General features: G+C 70.0%; 13 protein-coding genes. 8 read left to right on the top strand and 5 right to left on the bottom strand.

From position 1 onward, the window contains the following. Window positions 1–350: 350 nt before the first annotated feature. Genes ACYQ7X_RS05635 through ACYQ7X_RS05625 form a run of 3 tightly spaced genes read right to left on the bottom strand, consistent with a single transcriptional unit; the run spans window position 351 to window position 4,650 of the window. Window positions 351–1,928, bottom strand: coding sequence for an aldehyde dehydrogenase (NADP(+)) (locus ACYQ7X_RS05635; protein WP_459695880.1), 1,578 nt, complete (start codon window positions 1,926–1,928; stop codon window positions 351–353). Between the two features lie 44 nt (window positions 1,929–1,972). Continuing rightward, window positions 1,973–2,899, bottom strand: coding sequence for a dihydrodipicolinate synthase family protein (locus ACYQ7X_RS05630; protein ID WP_459695879.1), 927 nt, complete (start codon window positions 2,897–2,899; stop codon window positions 1,973–1,975). Window positions 2,900–2,922: 23 nt separating this feature from the next. Then, a complete protein-coding gene (locus ACYQ7X_RS05625) occupies window positions 2,923–4,650 on the bottom strand; it encodes an IlvD/Edd family dehydratase (protein ID WP_459695878.1) in 1,728 nt (575 codons plus the stop codon). A 246-nt stretch (window positions 4,651–4,896) separates the two neighbouring features. Here ACYQ7X_RS05625 and ACYQ7X_RS05620 point away from each other — a divergent pair, with 246 nt between their 5' ends. After that, the gene (locus ACYQ7X_RS05620; RefSeq protein WP_459695877.1) at window positions 4,897–5,625 is read left to right on the top strand and encodes a carbonic anhydrase; all 729 of its coding nucleotides are present in this window, start codon (window positions 4,897–4,899) and stop codon (window positions 5,623–5,625) included. 13 nt (window positions 5,626–5,638) lie between these two features. Here ACYQ7X_RS05620 and ACYQ7X_RS05615 read toward each other — a convergent pair whose 3' ends face one another. Continuing rightward, window positions 5,639–6,913 carry an MFS transporter gene (locus ACYQ7X_RS05615; protein ID WP_459695876.1) on the bottom strand — a complete coding sequence of 425 codons (1,275 nt, stop codon included), beginning with the start codon at window positions 6,911–6,913 and terminating at the stop codon, window positions 5,639–5,641. Window positions 6,914–7,156: 243 nt separating this feature from the next. On the opposite strand from ACYQ7X_RS05615, the gene ACYQ7X_RS05610 reads away from it, so the two are divergent. The 5 genes from ACYQ7X_RS05610 (at window position 7,157) to ACYQ7X_RS05590 (ending at window position 13,003) form a co-directional block, all read left to right on the top strand. Then, window positions 7,157–7,522: a winged helix-turn-helix domain-containing protein gene (locus ACYQ7X_RS05610; protein ID WP_459695875.1), complete on the top strand. Its 366-nt coding sequence runs from the start codon at window positions 7,157–7,159 to the stop codon at window positions 7,520–7,522. Window positions 7,523–7,693: 171 nt separating this feature from the next. Further along, window positions 7,694–8,902, top strand: a complete 1,209-nt coding sequence (locus tag ACYQ7X_RS05605; RefSeq protein WP_459695874.1) for an MFS transporter — start codon at window positions 7,694–7,696, stop codon at window positions 8,900–8,902. Between the two features lie 90 nt (window positions 8,903–8,992). Beyond that, a complete protein-coding gene (locus ACYQ7X_RS05600) occupies window positions 8,993–9,871 on the top strand; it encodes an extracellular solute-binding protein (RefSeq protein ID WP_459695873.1) in 879 nt (292 codons plus the stop codon). A 6-nt stretch (window positions 9,872–9,877) separates the two neighbouring features. Further along, window positions 9,878–11,815, top strand: coding sequence for an ABC transporter ATP-binding protein/permease (locus ACYQ7X_RS05595; RefSeq protein ID WP_459695872.1), 1,938 nt, complete (start codon window positions 9,878–9,880; stop codon window positions 11,813–11,815). Window positions 11,816–11,941: 126 nt separating this feature from the next. Further along, window positions 11,942–13,003 (top strand): sugar phosphate isomerase/epimerase family protein, encoded by a 1,062-nt coding sequence (locus ACYQ7X_RS05590; RefSeq protein ID WP_459695871.1) that lies wholly within the window; start codon window positions 11,942–11,944, stop codon window positions 13,001–13,003. A 13-nt stretch (window positions 13,004–13,016) separates the two neighbouring features. On the opposite strand, the gene ACYQ7X_RS05585 is transcribed toward ACYQ7X_RS05590, so the two are convergent. Further along, on the bottom strand, window positions 13,017–15,044 hold the full coding sequence (locus ACYQ7X_RS05585; protein ID WP_459695870.1) for a M3 family metallopeptidase: 2,028 nt from the start codon (window positions 15,042–15,044) through the stop codon (window positions 13,017–13,019). Window positions 15,045–15,145: 101 nt separating this feature from the next. Between ACYQ7X_RS05585 and ACYQ7X_RS05580 the strand changes: the two genes are divergently transcribed. Together ACYQ7X_RS05580 and ACYQ7X_RS05575 are read left to right on the top strand one after the other, a co-directional pair. Beyond that, entirely contained in the window at window positions 15,146–16,375 is a 1,230-nt protein-coding gene (locus ACYQ7X_RS05580; RefSeq protein WP_459695869.1) for a GGDEF domain-containing protein, read from the top strand. Between the two features lie 171 nt (window positions 16,376–16,546). Beyond that, complete coding sequence (locus tag ACYQ7X_RS05575; RefSeq protein WP_459695868.1) at window positions 16,547–17,539, top strand: ABC transporter substrate-binding protein; 993 nt, start codon at window positions 16,547–16,549, stop codon at window positions 17,537–17,539. Window positions 17,540–17,543: the final 4 nt, after the last annotated feature.

Genomic DNA, 17,543 nt, shown 5'->3' with positions numbered 1-17,543 from the left:
CGCCTCCTGATATGGAACATGCGTTCCATATCAGACCTGTTGATCGACGAATGGGGGTGAGGTGCCCGCCCTCCCGCGGCAGCGGGCAGCGGCGCGGAGCCCGCGGCGCGGAGCCTGAAGCGCAGCCCAGCCAGGGGACCGCGTTTCTCATCTGACAAGGTGAGGACGGCCGCCGGGCCGATAAGCGGCAGGCACTGGCGGCCGGCGCCCCGCGCCCCAGTCAGGGAGCGCGGGAGCCGGCCTGGAAGTGTGTCAGAACCGCTCCGGTCGCCACACCCTCGTCCTGCCCGGCTTCATGACGGGCATGACGAGGGTGACGACTGCTACGGATCGGTCTGACGCGCGCTCATTTAGCGCGGCGCCGTCATCGCGCCGTCCAGCCGTCGCCACACGCCATAGGGGTTCTCGTCCCGCAGAACCGGCGGCAGCAGGTGCTCGGCCACGTTCTGGTAGCAGACGGGGCGGAGGAAACGGCGGATGGCGAGCGTGCCGACCGAGGTGGTGCGGCTGTCCGAGGTGGCCGGGAAGGGCCCGCCATGCACCATGGCGTGGCTCACCTCCACCCCGGTCGGCCAGCCATTGACCAGGATGCGGCCGGCCTTGGTTTCAAGGATCGGCAAGACCTGCGCGAAGAGCGGCTCATCCTCCGGCGCCATATGCACCGTGACGGTGAGCTGCCCTTCCATGTCTCCGACGAGGGCGGCAAGCGCCATGAGATCGGCATCCCGCACCAGGAGGCCGGCGGCGCCGAAGATCTCATGCGTGAGATGCGGCTGCGCCGCCAGGGTCGCGGCATCGGTGCCGAACAGCGCCGGTGTCGCGCGGCGGGGCTCCGCCCGGCCTGCGCCGAGGCGCTCCACCCCCGGCGTTGCCGCCATCGCGGCGACCGCCTTCTCATAGGCCGCGAGAATGCCCTGGTGCAGCATCACCCCCGCCGCGGCATCGCCGAGCGCTTCCGCCGCCGCCGCCACGAAGGCATCGAGCCCGGGGCCCGGCACCGCGATCAGAATGCCCGGATTGGTGCAGAACTGCCCCGCCCCCATGGTGAGCGAGCCGACGAAGGCGCGGCCGAGTTCCGCACCGCGGGCGGCCAGCGCCCCCGGCATGAGAAAGACCGGGTTGACGCTGCTCATCTCGGCATAGACCGGGATGGGCTCCGGCCGCTCGGACGCGATCTTGGCAAGCGCGAGCCCGCCGCCGCGGCTGCCAGTGAAGCCCACCGCCTTGATCCGCGGATCCGCCACCAGCGCCTCGCCGCTCGCGGTATCCGCCCCGAAGATCAGGGAAAAGACGCCGTCCGGCAGCCCGGCTTCGGCGACCGCGGCGCGGATCGCCCGGCCGACCATTTCCGAGGTGCCCGGATGCGCCGGATGGCCCTTGACGACGACGGGGCAGCCGGCGGCCAGCGCCGAGGCGGTATCCCCCCCGCCGACCGAGAAGGCGAGCGGGAAATTGCTCGCGCCGAACACCGCGACCGGCCCGAGCGGGATCATCCGCATGCGCAGATCCGGGCGCGGCAGCGGCTTGCGCTCCGGCAGCGCCGGGTCGATCCGCACATCCTGCCAGCCGCCTTCCAGCACCTCGCGGGCGAAGAGCCGCAGCTGGCCGACGGTGCGGCCGCGCTCACCCTCGATCCGGCCGCGCGGCAGCCCGGTCTCGGCGCAAGCCCGATCGGTCAGCGCATCGCCGAGCGCGTCGATCTTGTCGGCGGCGAGGTTGAGGAAGCGGGCACGGGCCTCGGGCGTCGTCGCGCGGTAGGGTGCGAAGGCCGCCGCCGCCAATGCGCAGGCTTGGGCGACATCCTCCGCCGTCGCCCCGCCATAGCTCGGTTCCAGCGCCGCGCCCGTCGCGGCATCAAAGCCGTGAAAGGCCTTGGCCTGCCCCCGGCGCGCTTCGGCACCGATCAGCATCTCTCCGGTCAGGTTCATCATCGCATCCTTGTTCTGGCGATCGGCCCTTCGGTCGCTCGCTCTCACTTGCCCCAGCGCAGCACCAGCGGATCGAGCCGGCGCGCGACGTCCAGCAGCCCCGCCTTGATCTCGGGCGAAAGCGCCGGCAGCGGCGCGCGCGGCGCATCGCAGGCGATGATGCCGCCGGCCTTCATGAGGGTCTTGGCGGCAAGCAATCCACCCTGGCGGTTCTCATAATTGATCAACGGCAACCAGCGGTTGTAGCGCTCCACCGCCGCCTCGCGGTTGCCGGCGAGGTAATCATGCACGATCGGCTTCAACCCGTCGGGATAGGCTCCGGCGGTCATCGCGCCGCGCGCCCCGGCATCGAGATCGGGCAGCAGGGTGATCGCCTCCTCGCCATCCCACGGACCTTCGATCGCATCCCCGCCGAGGCGGATCAGCGCGCGCAGCTTCTCGGCCGCCTGCGGCACCTCGATCTTGAAGTAGGAGACCTGCTCGATCTCGCGCGCCATGCGGGCGAGGAAGGCGGCCGAAAGCGGCGTGCCGGCGACCGGCGCATCCTGGATCATGATCGGAATCGAAATCGCGTCCGACACCGCTTTGAAATAGTCGTAGATCGCGGGCTCGGGCACGCGGAAGGTGGCACCATGATAGGGCGGCATGATCATGACCATCGCCGCACCCTGGTCTTGCGCGCGGCGGCTGCGCTCGGCCGTCACCCGGCTGGAGAAATGCGTCGTCGTCACGATCACCGGCACGCGGCCCGCCACATGCCGGAGGATGGCAGCGGTCAGCGTCTCGCGCTCCTCATCGGAGAGGACGAACTGCTCGGAAAAATTGGCAAGGATGCAGATGCCATCCGATCCGGCGTCGATCATGAAGTCGATCGCGCGGAGCTGGCCCGCCATGTCGATCGCCCCCGTCTCGTCGAAGATCGTCGGCGCCACGGGGAAGATGCCCTGATAGGGGCGTTTCGTCTCGGCCATGTGGTCTCTCCCAAGAAGCCTTTTCAGTGATTGTCGCGCGGCACCGGCGCGCCGGAGCGGCCGACCAGGAAATCGAGATCGGCGCCCTCATTGGCCTGCAGCACGTGATCGACATAGAGCTTGGTATAGCCGCGGGTCGCGGCGGGCGCGGGCGGCACCCAGGCGGCGCGGCGGGCGGCAAGCTCCGCCTCGTCCACATGCAGATGCAGGCTGCCTGCCGCGACATCGAGGGTGATGAGATCCCCGTTCCGCACCAGCGCGAGCGGGCCGCCGGCGGCAGCCTCGGGCGCCACATGCAGCACCACGGTGCCATAGGCCGTGCCGGACATCCGGGCGTCCGAAATGCGGATCATGTCCCGCACGCCTTGTTGCAGCAGCTTCGTCGGGATCGGCATGTTGCCGACCTCCGCCATGCCGGGATAGCCCTTCGGCCCGCAGTTCTTGAGCACCATGATGCAGGAGGCGTCGATATCGAGCGCCTCATCCTCGACCGCGTGGTGCATCTCCTCGACAGTCTCGAAGACGACGGCGCGGCCGGTATGCTTGAGAAGCTCGGGCGAGGCGGCGGAGGGTTTGATCACCGCCCCATCGGGCGCGATATTGCCGCGCAGGATGGCGATGCCGGCTTCCGGCTTGAAGGGCTCTTCGAAGGAGGTGATGACCTCCCCGTTCCAGCAACGCGCGCGCGCGACGTTATCGCCGATCGAATGCCCATTCGCGGTGAGCGCGCCCTCATGCAGCAGCCCCTGCTCGATCAGCGTCTTGAGCACCACGGGCAGGCCGCCGGCATAGTAGAAATCCTCCATCAGGAACTGCCCCGAGGGCATGAGATTGACGAGGCAGTGGACGCCTTTCCCCAGCCGGTCGAAATCGTCGAGCGTGAGATCGACGCCGACGCGCCGGGCAATCGCGATGAGATGGACGACCGCGTTGGTCGAGCCGCCGATCGCCGCCAGGGTGCGGATCGCATTCTCGAACGCCTCGCGGGTGAGGATCTTGGAGAGGATCAGATCCTCGTGGACCATCTCGACGATCCGCCGGCCGGAAAAGCGGGCAAGCTCGTTCCGCCTTGCATCGACCGCCGGGATCGCGGCATTGCCGGGCAGCGAGACGCCGAGCGCTTCGACCATCGACGCCATGGTCGAGGCCGTCCCCATCGTCATGCAATGGCCGGAGGAGCGGTTCATGCCGGCTTCCGCCTCATGGAACTCTTCGAGGGTGATCTCGCCCGCGCGGAGCTGCTCGCTCATCGAGATGATATTGGTGCCCGAGCCGATCATCCGCCCCTGATAGACGCCGCGGAGCTGCGGCCCGCCGGAAACGCCGATCGTCGGCAGATCGGCCGAGGCGGCACCCATGAGCAGAGCGGGCGTGGTCTTGTCGCAGCCCATCAGAAGCACGACGCCATCGAGCGGATGGGCGCGCACCGCCTCCTCGACATCCATGGACGCCAGGTTGCGATAGAGCATGGCGGTCGGCCGCATCGTCACCTCGCCGAGCGAGGAGACCGGGAATTCGAGCGGAAAGCCGCCGGCATCGAGTACGCCGTAGCGGACATGCTCGGCGATGGTGCGGAAATGGGAGTTACAGGGGTTGAGCTCGGACCAGGTGTTGCAGATGCCGATGACGGGCCGGCCCTCGAACTGATCCTGCGGAAAGCCGCGATTCTTGAGGAAGGAACGGTAGTAGAAGCCCATCTTGTCCTGCCGCCCGAACCATTCCTGGCTGCGCAGGGGTTTCTTCCTGGTCATGATCGCGTGCTTCCGCCCTGTCGTGGTCTGATCGCCAATGATCCGATCATAACGCCCGCGCGCGGGCTTGGCCACCCGGCACGGTGCGGGCCGCCCCGGCGGCGCGGGCAGAGCGGGTGGGGAGCGCGAACGAGGGGTGCGAGCGGGGGCGCGGAGCCAGGCGGAGGGCGCGGCAGGATATACCGCTCCTTCATTTCTTCTTGCTAATGATGGTATCAGTCGTAAACAAATCATGAGGGCTAGCCGATGTGTGACACCGATTGCGCGCCTCTCGCCCGTCGTTCCCTCCTCAAGGCAGGCGTTGCCGGCCTCGCCATGGGCGAGATCGCCTTGCAGGCGACCAGCCCGGCCGCCGCCGCCGATGCACCACCCGCCGGCGCGCCCAATGCCATCACGCCGGATCAGGCGCTCGCCCGGCTGATGGCGGGCAATGCCCGCTATGTGGACAATAGCCGCCGCAACGCCGATTTCGCCGCCGGCCGCGCCGACCGCGCCGCAGCGCAATACCCGATCGCCGGCATTCTGAGCTGCGCCGATGCCCGCGTCGCCCCCGAATATGTCTTCGACCAGCAGCCGGGGGAGCTTTTCGTCACACGGGTTGCCGGGAATTTCATGACCACCGACGGTCTCGCTAGCCTCGAATACGGGGTGAAGTTCCTCGGCCTGCCGCTCATCATGGTGCTCGGCCATGCCGGCTGCGGCGCGATCGCCGCGACGATCAAGGTGCTGAAGGAGCATGTCAGCCTGCCCGGGCATCTGCCCGAGCTGATCGCCGGCATCAAACCGGCGATCGATCTTGCCGAGAAATCCAAGGCCGCGGACCCTCTGGCCGCCGCCATCAAGATGAACGTGCGCTACAATGTGCGCCGCTTGCAGCATGCCCGGCCGATCATCGCCGAGGCGGTGGCGGCCGGAAAGGTCAAGGTCGTCGGCGGCTATTACGAGATCGCGACCGGAGCGGTGACGATCATCTAGCCGCGGGCAAGGATCAGCGGGGGCCGCTCACCCTGAGCGGGGCGGCCGGCTTGGCGGCAGCGCGGCTGGCGCCCGCCGCCTCGCCCAGCCAGGCGGCCGTGCCGTCCCCGCGGCTCTCGTCCAGCCAAAAGACCAGGGCGGCGGCCGCCACCGCCGGCACGGCGAGCGCGAGGAAGGCGCCCTGCCAGCCGAAACAGGTGACGGCGGCACCCCCCGCGAGGCCGGAGAGCGCGCCGCCCACCCCCTGGCCTGTATTGACCGCGCCGAGCGCCGTCTGCGTGCGGCCCGAGCCCCAGGTGAGATCGGTAACGACGAGCGGCACCGCGACCCCGATGAGGCCCGAGCTCACCCCGTCCATCACCTCGGCCAGGATCAGCCAATAGGGATCAGTGACGAAGGCCGAGAAGAGCGCGCGCACCGGCAGCACCAGGCAGGCGAGCACGAGGAGCCGGCGCCGCCCGCCGCGTTCCGCCCAAAGCCCGGCGGCGAGCGCCACCGGGATCATCACCGCCTGGGCGACGACGACGTAACCCGCGAGCCAGCTATCTCCATCATGCGCGGAGGTGACCAGCCGCTCCGCCACCAGCGCCAGCATATAGCCATTGGCGAGGTTGAAGAGCGCGAGGGCGAGGGCGAGAATGCCGAGCTTCGGATTGCGCAGCACGACCGCGATGCCGGAGCGGTGCTCCACCTCGTCCGGCTCGCTCTCCTCCCAGCCATGGGCGCGGCGGCCGTTGAAGGCGTGGAGCGGCGTCGCCACCACCGCGAGGATGGCGCAAAGCGCCATCGCGCCGAAGACCCAGAAGGGCGCCGTCGGCCCCAGCCAATGATCACCGAAGCCGATGAGGATGGCGGCGAGCACGATGCCGCCATGGTTGAAGGCCTGGTTGCGCCCCTGCTGCGCCGGAAAGCCCGCCTTGCCGACCATGCCGAGGGTGAGCAGGGTGATGCCGGGCAGCAGCAGGATGCCGCCGAGCGCGGCGAGCCCCTGGGAGAACAGCACCCAGGAGAGATCGTGCCGGGTGGCGAGCAGCAGCAGCGTGCCGAGGAAGATGGCGCCACAGGCGGCGGCGAGCAGGCGGCGGGGGCGGCGGGCATGATCGACGAAGAGGCCGGCCGGCCCGTTCAGCAGCAGGGCGAAAAGGCCGATCACGGTCATCACCGTGCCGGTGCGGGCCGGGCTCCACAGCTCGTCCGCCGCCAGCCAGGTGGCAAGAAACGGCCCCAGCCCGCCCTGGATATCGCCCGTGAAAAGGTTGATGAGGCCGAGATGGGCGGTGGGGGACATCAGGCGCGCGGGATCTCCGGCAGGTGAGCGTGTGGGTTTAGATAGCTCCCGCCGCGCCCCCCGGAAGAGGCGGCGCGCGGCGGGCCTCGGCCCTCACCGTTTCTTGCGGATCGCGGATCGCGCGGCGCGGGGGGACAGGGGGGCCGAGCGGGAAGCATGGCCCTTGCCAATCCGCCCGCCCGCGGCCCAGGAATTGGGGCCAGGGCGACGCCCTGCCCATCCGTCGTTTCGGAGCCGCCCCGCATGCCCGAGCTTCGCCTCCGCATCCTGCTCGACCCGGGCGGCCATATCGGCCCCGGCAAGGTGCAGCTGCTCGAAGGGATTGGGCAGCTCGGCTCGATCGCCGCGGCCGGCCGGGCCATGGGCATGTCCTATCGCCGGGCCTGGGAACTCGTGGAAGAGATGAACCGCATCTTCGGCCAGCCGGTGGCGGCTGCGCAGATCGGCGGCCGGCAGGGGGGCGGCGCGCAGCTCACCCCGCTGGGGGAGGAGATCGTCCGCGCCTTCCGACAGGCGGAAGCTGCGGCGGCGGTGGCCATCGCGCCGCAGATGCGGGCACTGCAGGCGGCGGTGCGGACGGGCGAGACCCGCGGGCAAGACGAGACGTGAAAGCGAGACCGACCTTGAAGCCAGGACGAAACGTGAGGGCGGGACGAAGCGTACCGGCGGGGTTGGGCGGATCGCCTTTCGCCGGTGCCTGGCCCGCCCCATCGCGCGGGTCAGCCGGCGCGGCCGAGCCCCGCCGCCAGCCTTGGCGCTGGTCCCGAGGAGCGCGCTGACATGGCCGATGGAGAAGCCAGGCTGGCCGAGGCGCAGGCCGCGGCGCCGCGCCCGGGCGGGGATGGCAACCGGCGCGCCATCGCGGCCCTCATGCTGGCGAGCTTCGGCATCGGCACGGGCGAGTTCGTCATCGTCGGCCTGGTTCCGAACCTCGCGGCCGGCCTTCGCGTCTCGGTGCCGACCGCCGGGCTGCTCATTTCCGTCTATGCGCTGAGCGTCGCCTTCGGATCGCCCGTCGTCGCGGCCCTGCTCTCAGGCGCGCCGCGCCGGCGGGCGCTCCTGCTCCTCATGCTGGTCTTTCTCGCGGGCGATCTTGCCTGTGCGCTCGCGCCCGATTTCCGCGTGCTCATGGCCGCGCGCGTCGCCACGGCGCTGGCGCATGGCGCCTTCTTCGGCATCGCCGCCATCGTCGCCGGCCAGTTGGCGCCGCCGGGCCGGGCGGTGCGGGCGGTGGCGCTGCTCTTCACCGGCATGACGGTCGCCAATGTCATCGGCGTGCCGATCGGCACCTGGATCGGCCAGGCGGCCGGCTGGCGCACCACCTTCCTGCTGGTCGCGGCGCTCGCTGGCGCGGCCTTCCTCGCCATGCTGTTCTGGATGCCGCGGGATCTCGGGCGGGGCGCCGGGGGTCTGCGCGGCGAGTTCGCCGCCCTCGCCCGGCCCCAGGTCTGGCTCGCCATGGTGACCAGCGGGATCACCTCCGCCGCGCTCTTCATCGTGCTCACCTTCATCACGCCGATGCTGGAGCATGCGGCAGGCTTCACCCCGCAAGGCGCGGCGCTGGCGCTGTTCGTCTTCGGCGGCGGCCTCACCATGGGCGGACTGCTCGGCGGGCGGTTGTCCGACCGGACCACGCTGCCCGCCATCCGCCTCTTTCTCGTGCTGGAAGCGGTGGCTCTGCTCGCACTCCGCCTCGTCCTGCCGCAGGCGCCGCTGGTGCTGGCGGCGATCTTCGCCTGGGGGGTGGCGGCCTTCGCCCTGGTGCCGCCCTTGCAGCACCGCGTCGTCATGGAAGCGAAGGGGGCGCCGCAACTCGCCTCCACGCTCAACCAGTCAGCCTTCAACCTCGGCGATGCGCTGGGCGCGGCCCTGGGCGCCGGGGTGCTGGCGCGGGGCCTCGGCTACCTCTGGCTGCCGGCAATCGCGGCCCTCATCCTCTGCCTCGGCCTCATCCCGGCCTTTCTCAGCCGCAGATCGCCGCAGATCTGACACCCCCCGGGGCCCGCCCCCCCTTGGCCTGCGCCGCGCCGATCGCTATTGTCATTCGGGAATAGCGCCAATCATCCGAAGGAGCGCCTTGTGCGAAGACGAGAGCTGCTGATCGCGACCCTTGGCCTCGGCCTCGCCGGCGCGAGCCGAAACCGCGCCTTGGCCGCCGGACCCGCGACCCTCAACGTCGCCTATGCCGGTTCGCTCGTCGCTCTCATGGAGCACGGCATTGCCCCGGTGTTCGACAGGGCGACCGGCCGCAGCTTCCAGGGCTATCCTGGCGGCTCCGACAAGCTCGCCAGGGAAATCGGCGGCGAGCTGATCCAGGCGGATGTCTTCATCAGCGCCGATCCGCGGGTGAATGCCTCCCTGATGGGCCTCGCCCACGGCAATTGGGAGGATTGGTTCATCACCTTCGCAGAGAGCCCCCTCGTCATCGGCTACGACCCTCACAGCCGCTTCGCCGCCGATTTCGCGCAGAAGCCCTGGTACGAGGTGCTGCAGACGCCGGGGCTCCGCCTCGGCCGGACGGATCCGCGGCTCGACCCCAAGGGCCGCCTGACCCTGGCGGTGATGCAGAAAGCCGAAGCCGTGTACAAGTTGCCCGGCCTTGCCCGAACGGTGCTCGGCGCGCCCGAGAACCCGGCCCAGGTGCTGCCGGAGGAGACGCTGGTCGGGCGTCTCGAAACCGGCCAGGTGGATGCCGGCTTCTTCTATTCGACCGAAACGGCGGAGCTGAAGATCCCGACCGTGCGGCTGCCGCCGCCCGTGGCACTCGCGGCGCATTACACCGCCACCATCCTCAACAGATCGCCCAATCCCGCGGGCGCGGCCGAGTTCCTGGCCTTCCTGCTCAGCCCTACCGGCCAGGCGATCCTGCGCCGGCACGGCCTCGATCTGGTGCGACCGAAGCTCACCGGCGCGCGGCAGAAGGTGCCGCCCGGCCTGCTCGCGATGCTTGGGCCCTGACCGGCGGTGCCGGCGATCAGGCAGCCGGGCGTCTCCACGATGCTGCCGCTGCTGGCCGGGCTGCTCGCCCTCTATCTCGCCGCGCCCTTCCTGGCCGGGCTCATGCATCTCGGCATCGCCGATTGGCGCGGGGCGAGCTGGCAGGGCCTCGGCCAGGCAACCCTCATCTCCGTCCTGAGCGCGAGCACCGCGACCGCGCTGATCGCCCTGGGCGGCATTCCCCTCGGCTTCCTGCTGGCGCGCGCCAGGCCGGGCGCGAACGGCCCGGCCAGGCGTGGCCCGGCCAGGCGTGGCGACTTCGCCCGCGCCCTCCTCGGCTTCTGCGTGCAACTGCCGCTCGCCCTGCCGCCGCTGTCGAGCGGCATCCTCCTGCTCTTCTTGCTCGGCTATGCGAGCCCGCTCGGCGCGCTGACCCATGGCGCGCTGACCGATAGCTTCGCCGGCATCGTGCTGGCGGAAACCTTCGTCGCCGCGCCCTTCCTCATCATCGCCGCCCGGTCGGCTTTCGCCGCCGTCGATCCCGTGCTCGAGGATGTGGCGCGCACGCTCGGCCACGGGCCGGGGCGGGTGTTCTTCGGCACTGCCCTCCCCCTCGCCTGGCGGGGGATCGCGGCCGGCATGCTGCTCGCCTGGCTGCGTGCCTTCGGCGAATTCGGGGCAACCGTGATGGTCGCCTACCATCCCTATTCCCTGCCGATCTACACCTATGTCGCCTTCGGGGCGGGGGGGCTGCCGGCGATGGTGCCGGTGCTGGTGCCGACGCTGGGTGCCGCCCTCCTCGTCATGCTGGCAGCGTCGCGGTTGACGGCGCCGGCCCGGCTGCCGCAACACAGCCCCCTGCCCCAGGAGGCGGCTGGGCAGAGCGGCCTCCGCCCCGCCCCGCCACGCCCGGCGCTGCCCCGCCCGGCGCCGCGCGGCCTCAGCCTCCGCATCACCCGGCAGGCGGGCGGCTTCACCCTCTCGCTCCAGCACAGCACGGCGGCGCGGCGGATCGCGCTGCTCGGCGCCTCCGGCTCGGGCAAATCCCTCACCCTGCGGGCGATCACCGGGCTCGATCGCGCGGCCGGGGATCGGCTGCTGTTCGGCGAGGCGGATCTCGCCGCGCTGCCGCCCGAGGCGCGGCACATCGCCTATGTGCCGCAGAGCTACGGGCTCTTCCCCCATCTCGGCGCCTTCCGTCAGCTCGGTCGCGCGCCGGATCACGATCCCGCGGCGGCGTGCTTCTGGTTCACCCGCCTCGGCCTCGCCGGGCTCGAGCATCGCCGCCCCGAAGCTCTCTCCCTCGGCCAGCAGCAGCGGGTAGCGCTCGCCCGCGCGCTCTGCCGGCCGGCCGGGCTGCTGCTGCTCGACGAGCCTTTCGCCGCGCTCGACGCGCCGCTGCGCGCGGAATTGCGCCAGAGCCTCCGCGCGCTGCAGGAGGAGACGGCGATGACGACGATTCTCGTCACGCACGATCCGGAGGAGGCCTTCCTGCTGGCCGACGAGATCCTCGTGCTGCGCGGCGGCGCGCTGGTGCAGGCAGGCGCCGCCCAGGCACTCTTCACCCGCCCGCGGGATGCGGCCGTGGCACGGCTGCTGGGCGCGGGAGAAGCCTCGGCGGGCCGCGCGATCGCGCCGGCCCTGCTCGATATCGGCGGGGGCATCACGCTCGCCGTCTCCGGCCCGCCGCTGACCCCGGGCGGCCGCTATGGCTGGAGCATAGCGCCCGCGCATCTTCGCCTGCTGGCCGAGGGCGGGCTGCCGGCGACGATCCTCTCCGTCTCCCCCGCCGCCGGCGGGCGCCAGCGCGCGCTCATCCGCATCGGCGATATCGGCGGGGCCGAGCGTCTGCTGGAACAGGCGCCGGAGGAGAGGCTGGCGCCGGGGCCCGCGCGGGTTGCGATCCCGCCCGGTTCGCTGCAAATCTGGCCGGAGGGAGCGGCGGCGGAGACCGGCCGCGGGTGAAGGCCGAAGCCGCGATCGCCACCCGCTCCCCCGTTTGCGGTAGCATCCGGCCCCCGAAAACGTTTACAGATAAGAGCTATAACGCCCCGGCTGAAGGCGGCGAGGATCGAGGAGGAATGAGACGCGATGACCGCCATGCGCACCATCAAGGGGCCGGCCATCTTCCTGGCGCAGTTCGCGGGCGATGCCGCGCCCTATAACAGCCTCTCCAGCATCGCCGAATGGGCAGCCGGCCACGGCTACAAGGGTGTTCAGATCCCCTCCTGGGACGGGCGGCTCTTCGACCTCAAGCGTGCCGCCGAAAGCCGGACCTATTGCGACGAGGTGCGCGGCACGCTCGCCGCAGCCGGCGTCGAACTCACCGAGCTTTCGACCCATCTGCAGGGCCAGCTCGTCGCCGTCCACCCGGCCTATGACATCGCCTTCGACGGTTTCGCCCCCGAAGCGCTGCGCGGCAATCCGGCCGCCCGGCAGGAATGGGCGGTCGATCAGCTCAAGCTCGCCGCCCGCGCCTCCCGCAATCTCGGGCTGACCGCGCATGCCACCTTCTCGGGCGCGCTCGCCTGGCCCTTCCTCTATCCCTGGCCACAACGGCCGGCCGGGCTCATCGACACCGCCTTCGACGAGTTGGCCCGCCGCTGGCGCCCCATCCTCGACGCTTTCGACGAGGCGGGCTGCGATCTCTGCTACGAAATCCACCCCGGCGAGGATCTGCACGACGGCGTGACCTACGAGATGTTCCTCGAGCGCGTCGGCAACCACGCCCGCGCCAACCTGCTCTACGACCCGAGCCACTTCGTCCTCCAGCAGCTCGACTACCTCGCCTATATCGACATCTACCACGAGCGCATCCGCATGTTTCACGCCAAGGATGCCGAGTTCACCCCGAGCGGCCGGCAGGGCGTCTATTCCGGCTTCCAGCCCTGGGCCAACCGCGCCGGGCGCTTCCGGTCTCTGGGTGACGGGCAGGTCGATTTCGGCGCGGTCTTCTCCAAGCTCACCCAATATGGCTTCGACGGCTGGGCGGTGCTGGAATGGGAATGCTGCATCAAGGATAGCGAGCAGGGCGCGGCAGAGGGCGCGCCCTTCATCGAAAGCCATATCATCGAGGTCGCCGCCCGCGCCTTCGACGATTTCGCGGCCAGCGGCGTCGATCAGGCAACCAACCGCAAGCTGCTCGGGCTCTGAGCGGCGCGCTGCCTCAGGCGGCGTCGAGCCCGCGGCTCCTGAGGAGGGGCGCCGTGCTCGGCGCGCGGCCGCGGAAGGCGATGTAGAGCGCCATCGGGTCGCGCGTGTCCCCGGCGCTCAGCAGCGCGCGGAGCCGCGCGGCGGTGGGCGGATCGAAGGCGCTGCCGGCCTCGCGGAACGCCTCGAAGCCATCGGCATCGAGGACTTCCGACCAGAGATAGGAGTAATAGCCCGCCGCATAGCCGCCGCCGGCGAAGAGGTGCTGGAAATGCGCCGGGCGGTGGCGGATGCCGATCGCCTGCGGCATGCCGATCTCGGCGAGGAAGGCGGCCTCGAAGGCCTCGATATCGATCGTCTCGGGCGCCGGATGGCGATGCAGGGCGAGATCGATCAGCGCTGCCGCGGTATATTCCACCGTCGCGAAGCCTTGCCCCCAGCCGCGCGCGGCGAGCAGCCGGCGGACCACCGCCTCGGGGATCGCCTCCCCGGTCTCGGCGTGGCGGGCGAAGCGGTGGAGCGTCTCGGGCTCGGCCAGCCAATGCTCGTAGATCTGCGAGGGAAGCTCCACGAAATCCCGGCGCACCGCGGTGCCGGATTGCGAGGGGTAGCGCACCCGGCTCAACAGCCCGTGCAGCGCATGGCCGAATTCGTGGAACAGGGTCTCGGCATCGTCGAAGCTCAGCAGGCAGGGCTCGGCGCGGGCGAAGTTATTGTTGTTGACGATGATCGGCGGCACCGCTTCCGCCATCGCCTCCTGGTCCTGGTAGCTGCTCATCCAGGCGCCGGAGCGCTTGTCCGGCCGGGCGAAATGATCGGCGAGGAAGAGGCCGAAGGGGCCTTCGGCATCGCTGACCTCGTAGATCCGCACATCCGGGTGGTAGCCGGGCAGGTCCGGCCGTTCGGCGAAGCCGAGCCCGAAGAGGCGGCCGGCCGTCTCGAACACCGCCTTCTGCATCTGGCCGAGTTCGAAATAGGGTTTGAGCGCGCTTTCATCGAGCGCGTAATCGGCCGCCCGCACCCGTTCGGCCCAGTACCGCCAATCCCACGGGGCGATGGGCTCGTTCACCCCCGCCGCCCGCGCCGCCGCTTCCAGGCGCTGCCGCTCGGCTTCGGCCTTGTGTTTGGCAGGCTCCCAGACCTCGGCGAGCAGTGCCGCAGCCGCGGCCGGCGTGCCGGCCATCGAATCGGCCAGGCGGAAATCGGCGAAGCTCGCATAGCCGAGCAGGCGGGCGCGCTCGGCGCGGAGGGCGAGGATCTCGGGGATCAGCGGCCGATTGTCATGCGCACCGGGCTGCATGCCCCGCCCGGCCCAGGCGCGATAGGCCCGCTCCCGCAGGTCGCGGCGCGGCGAGAAGGTCAGAAACGGCTCGACCAGGGAGCGCGCGAGCGTTACCACATGGCCCGCGAGCCCGCGCTCGGCCGCGGCTTCGGCGGTGGCGGCGCGCAGGAAGGCAGGCAGGCCCGCGAGATCGGCCTCCGCCAGCGGCAGCACCCAGCTTTTCTCGTCATGCAGCACGTTCTGGCCGAAGGCGGTATGGAGTTCCGCCAGTCGGCGGGTGATGGCCGCCATCCGCCCGCGGCCCGCCGCATCGAGCGCGGCACCGCTGCGCACCAGGCCGAGATGGGTGCGTTCGAGCAGCCGTAGCTGATCCTCCGCGAGGCCGAGTTGCGCCCGCTGGCGAAACACCGCATCCACGCGCGCGAAGAGCGCCGGGTCGAGCGCGATCGCCGCATGATGCTCGGCGAGCTGCGGCGCGAGCGCGCGGTCCAGCGCTTCCAGCGCCGCGCCGCCGAGGGAGCTGACGAGATTGTGAAACACAGCGCTGACCCGACCGAGCAGCCGGCCGGCACCTTCCAATGCTTCGATCGTATTGGCAAAGCTCGGCGCTTCCCCTGCCCCGCCGATGGCGGCGATCTCCGCCCGGTGTTCGGCCATCGCCTGGGCGAAGGCGGCCGGGAAATCCTCCGCCCTGATGAGGTCGAAGGGCGGGAGACGATAGGGTGTCGTCCAATCGGTCAAAAGCGCGTTAAGGTCGGTCATGCCAAAAAGCAGGTCAGAAGCGAAGCGCGCGGTCAAGCTGTCATCATGGGCAGCCGATTTTCGCCGCCGAGGCCGCACCATTCGCGAGGCGCGTGATTCCTTTGAACGCATTTGCCGTGCTGCCTGAGCCGATCACCCTGGTGTCGGTACTGAGCCTGGTCGTCGTCCTTGCCGGACTCAACTACCTGATCATCTGGCTTCAGAATCGGCCCGAGGTAGGGCTGCTCTGGCTGATGGTCGCCGCCTTCAGCGCGGCGGCCGGGCTCTTCCTGCGCGGGGTGCTGCCGGAAAGTTACGCCATCGCGCTCGGGCCACTCGGCCTCATGCTCGGCTACGCGCTGCTCTGGTGCGGCAGCCGCAGGCTGGCCGGCAAGCCACCTGCCTGGCCGGCACTCGGCGCGATCGCGGTACTCTGGCTGCTGGTCACCCGGCTGCCGGTCTTCCTCCAGCACAGCGGCTGGCGAGTCGTGCTGGGCTATGCCCTGACCGCGCTCCTTCTGCTGCTGACGCTCCGCGAAGTGCTGGGGCTGCCGGAGCGCAGGCGCGCCGGCTATTGGAGTACGGTCGCGCTGCTCGGCCTGTTCGGATCGTTCTGCCTCGGCTGGAGCCTCTTCCAGATCTGGCAGAGCCTCGGAGCCGCGCCCGACGGCCCCAGCCCGACCCACTTCAACGTCCTGCTTTTCGCCTTCGTCACCCCCGGCTTTCACCTCGTCATCAGCTATGCCCTGGTGGCCTTGGTCAAAGAGCGATCCGAACTCGCGCATGCCCGCGCCGCCGAGCGCGACGGGCTGACCGGGCTCGGCAATCGCCAGCGGCTGAGCCGCACCACCGCACGCGCCATGGTGGAAGCGCGCCGGGCCGGGCATCGGATCGGCATCATCATGATCGATATCGACCACTTCAAGGCCTTCAACGACCGTTACGGCCATCCGGTGGGCGATACCTGCCTCAGCATGGTCGCCTCCTGTCTCGCGCACTGCATCCTGCGCCCGCAAGACGAGGTCATGCGCTATGGCGGGGAGGAGTTCATCGTTCTGCTGCGCGAGGCCGAGGAGGAGGCGGCGCTCGCCCTCGCCGAGCGGATGCGCCTCGCCGTGCGCGGCCTCGCCTTGCCGCATGCCGCATCGCCCGAGGGGATCGTGACGATCAGCCTCGGCAGCGCAGTGCTGCCCGCCGCTTCCACGACGATTGGCGAAATCATCACCGCCGCCGATCGTGCGCTCTACCGCGCCAAGCAGACCGGGCGAGACCGCTCGGTCCTCGCCCGGAGCGAGGAGATGCCCTGGCGGGGCGAGCCGCTCGGCCTTAGCCGAGTGCTGCACGAAGATTGAGCCTGCCGCCGAGCACAGAGCGCCGGCCGCATCACATCTGTGAAAAGAAATACTAGCCGCGCGGCCCGTGTCGTGGCCTGATAGCTTTCGTGCGGTTCCCGCGGCGCGGGGGGCGCGGCAGAATACAACGGCCCGGCAAGTGGCCCAAAAAACGAAGAGGGAGATGATTTGATGGAACGGCGTTCTGTACTCGGCGGGCTGTCTCTCGGCCTTGCTGGCGCTGCATCCCTGGCGGCGATGGGCAAGGCGCGCGCGGCGGACAAGAAGTTTACCGTGGCCCTCATTCCGGGCCTCACCACCGATGCCTTCTACATCACCATGCATCGCGGCGCCGAGGCCGCGGCCAGCGCCCTCGGCGTCGATCTCGTCTTTCAGGGCGCGCCCGCCTTCAACGCGGTGGAGCAGGTGCCCGTGCTCGATGCCGTCATCGCCCGCAAGCCCGATCTCATCCTCATCGCGCCGACCGACAAGGTGCAGTTGATCAAGCCCCTGCAATCGGCCGTCAATGCCGGCATTCCGGTCATCACCGTCGATACCTATATCGGCACCGGCGTCTATCAGACCGGCAGCGGCGACGCCGATTTCCCCCTCTCCTACATCGCTTCCAACAATACCCTCGGCGGCCAGATGGCGGCGCGCGCGCTCGCCAAGGAACTCGGCGGCAAGGGCAAGGTCTATGTCGCCAACGTCCAGCCGGGTGTCTCGACGACGGATGAGCGCCAGCAGGGCTTCATCGACGAGATGAAGAAGAATTATCCGGGGATCACCGTGCTCGCCACCCAGTTCAACGACGATGATGCGAACAAGGCGGCCTCCCAGGCGCAATCCGTGCTCGCCCGCAACCGCGATCTCGCCGGCATCTTCGGCGCCAATCTCTTCTCCGCCCTTGGCGCGGCCAATGGCGTGCAGCAGGCAGGCTCGGCCGGCAAGGTCAAGGTCGTCGCCTTCGATGCGCCGCAGAGCATCGTCGGCAATATCAAGAGCGGGCTCGTCGATATCGCGATCGCGCAACATCCGGCAGAGATCGGCTGGTTCGGCGTTGCCGCGGCCTACGCCCATCTCACCGGCCAATCCATCCCGCCGGCCATCGCCACCGGCTTCACCATCATCGACAAGCAGAATGTCGATGATCCCGCCATCAAGAAATTCATCTACACGGCCTGATCAC

The organism is Acidisoma sp. C75 (assembly GCF_054665095.1).
The sequence above is the reverse complement of the archived record's forward strand: the minus strand, read 5'-3'. Positions and strand labels throughout refer to the sequence as shown.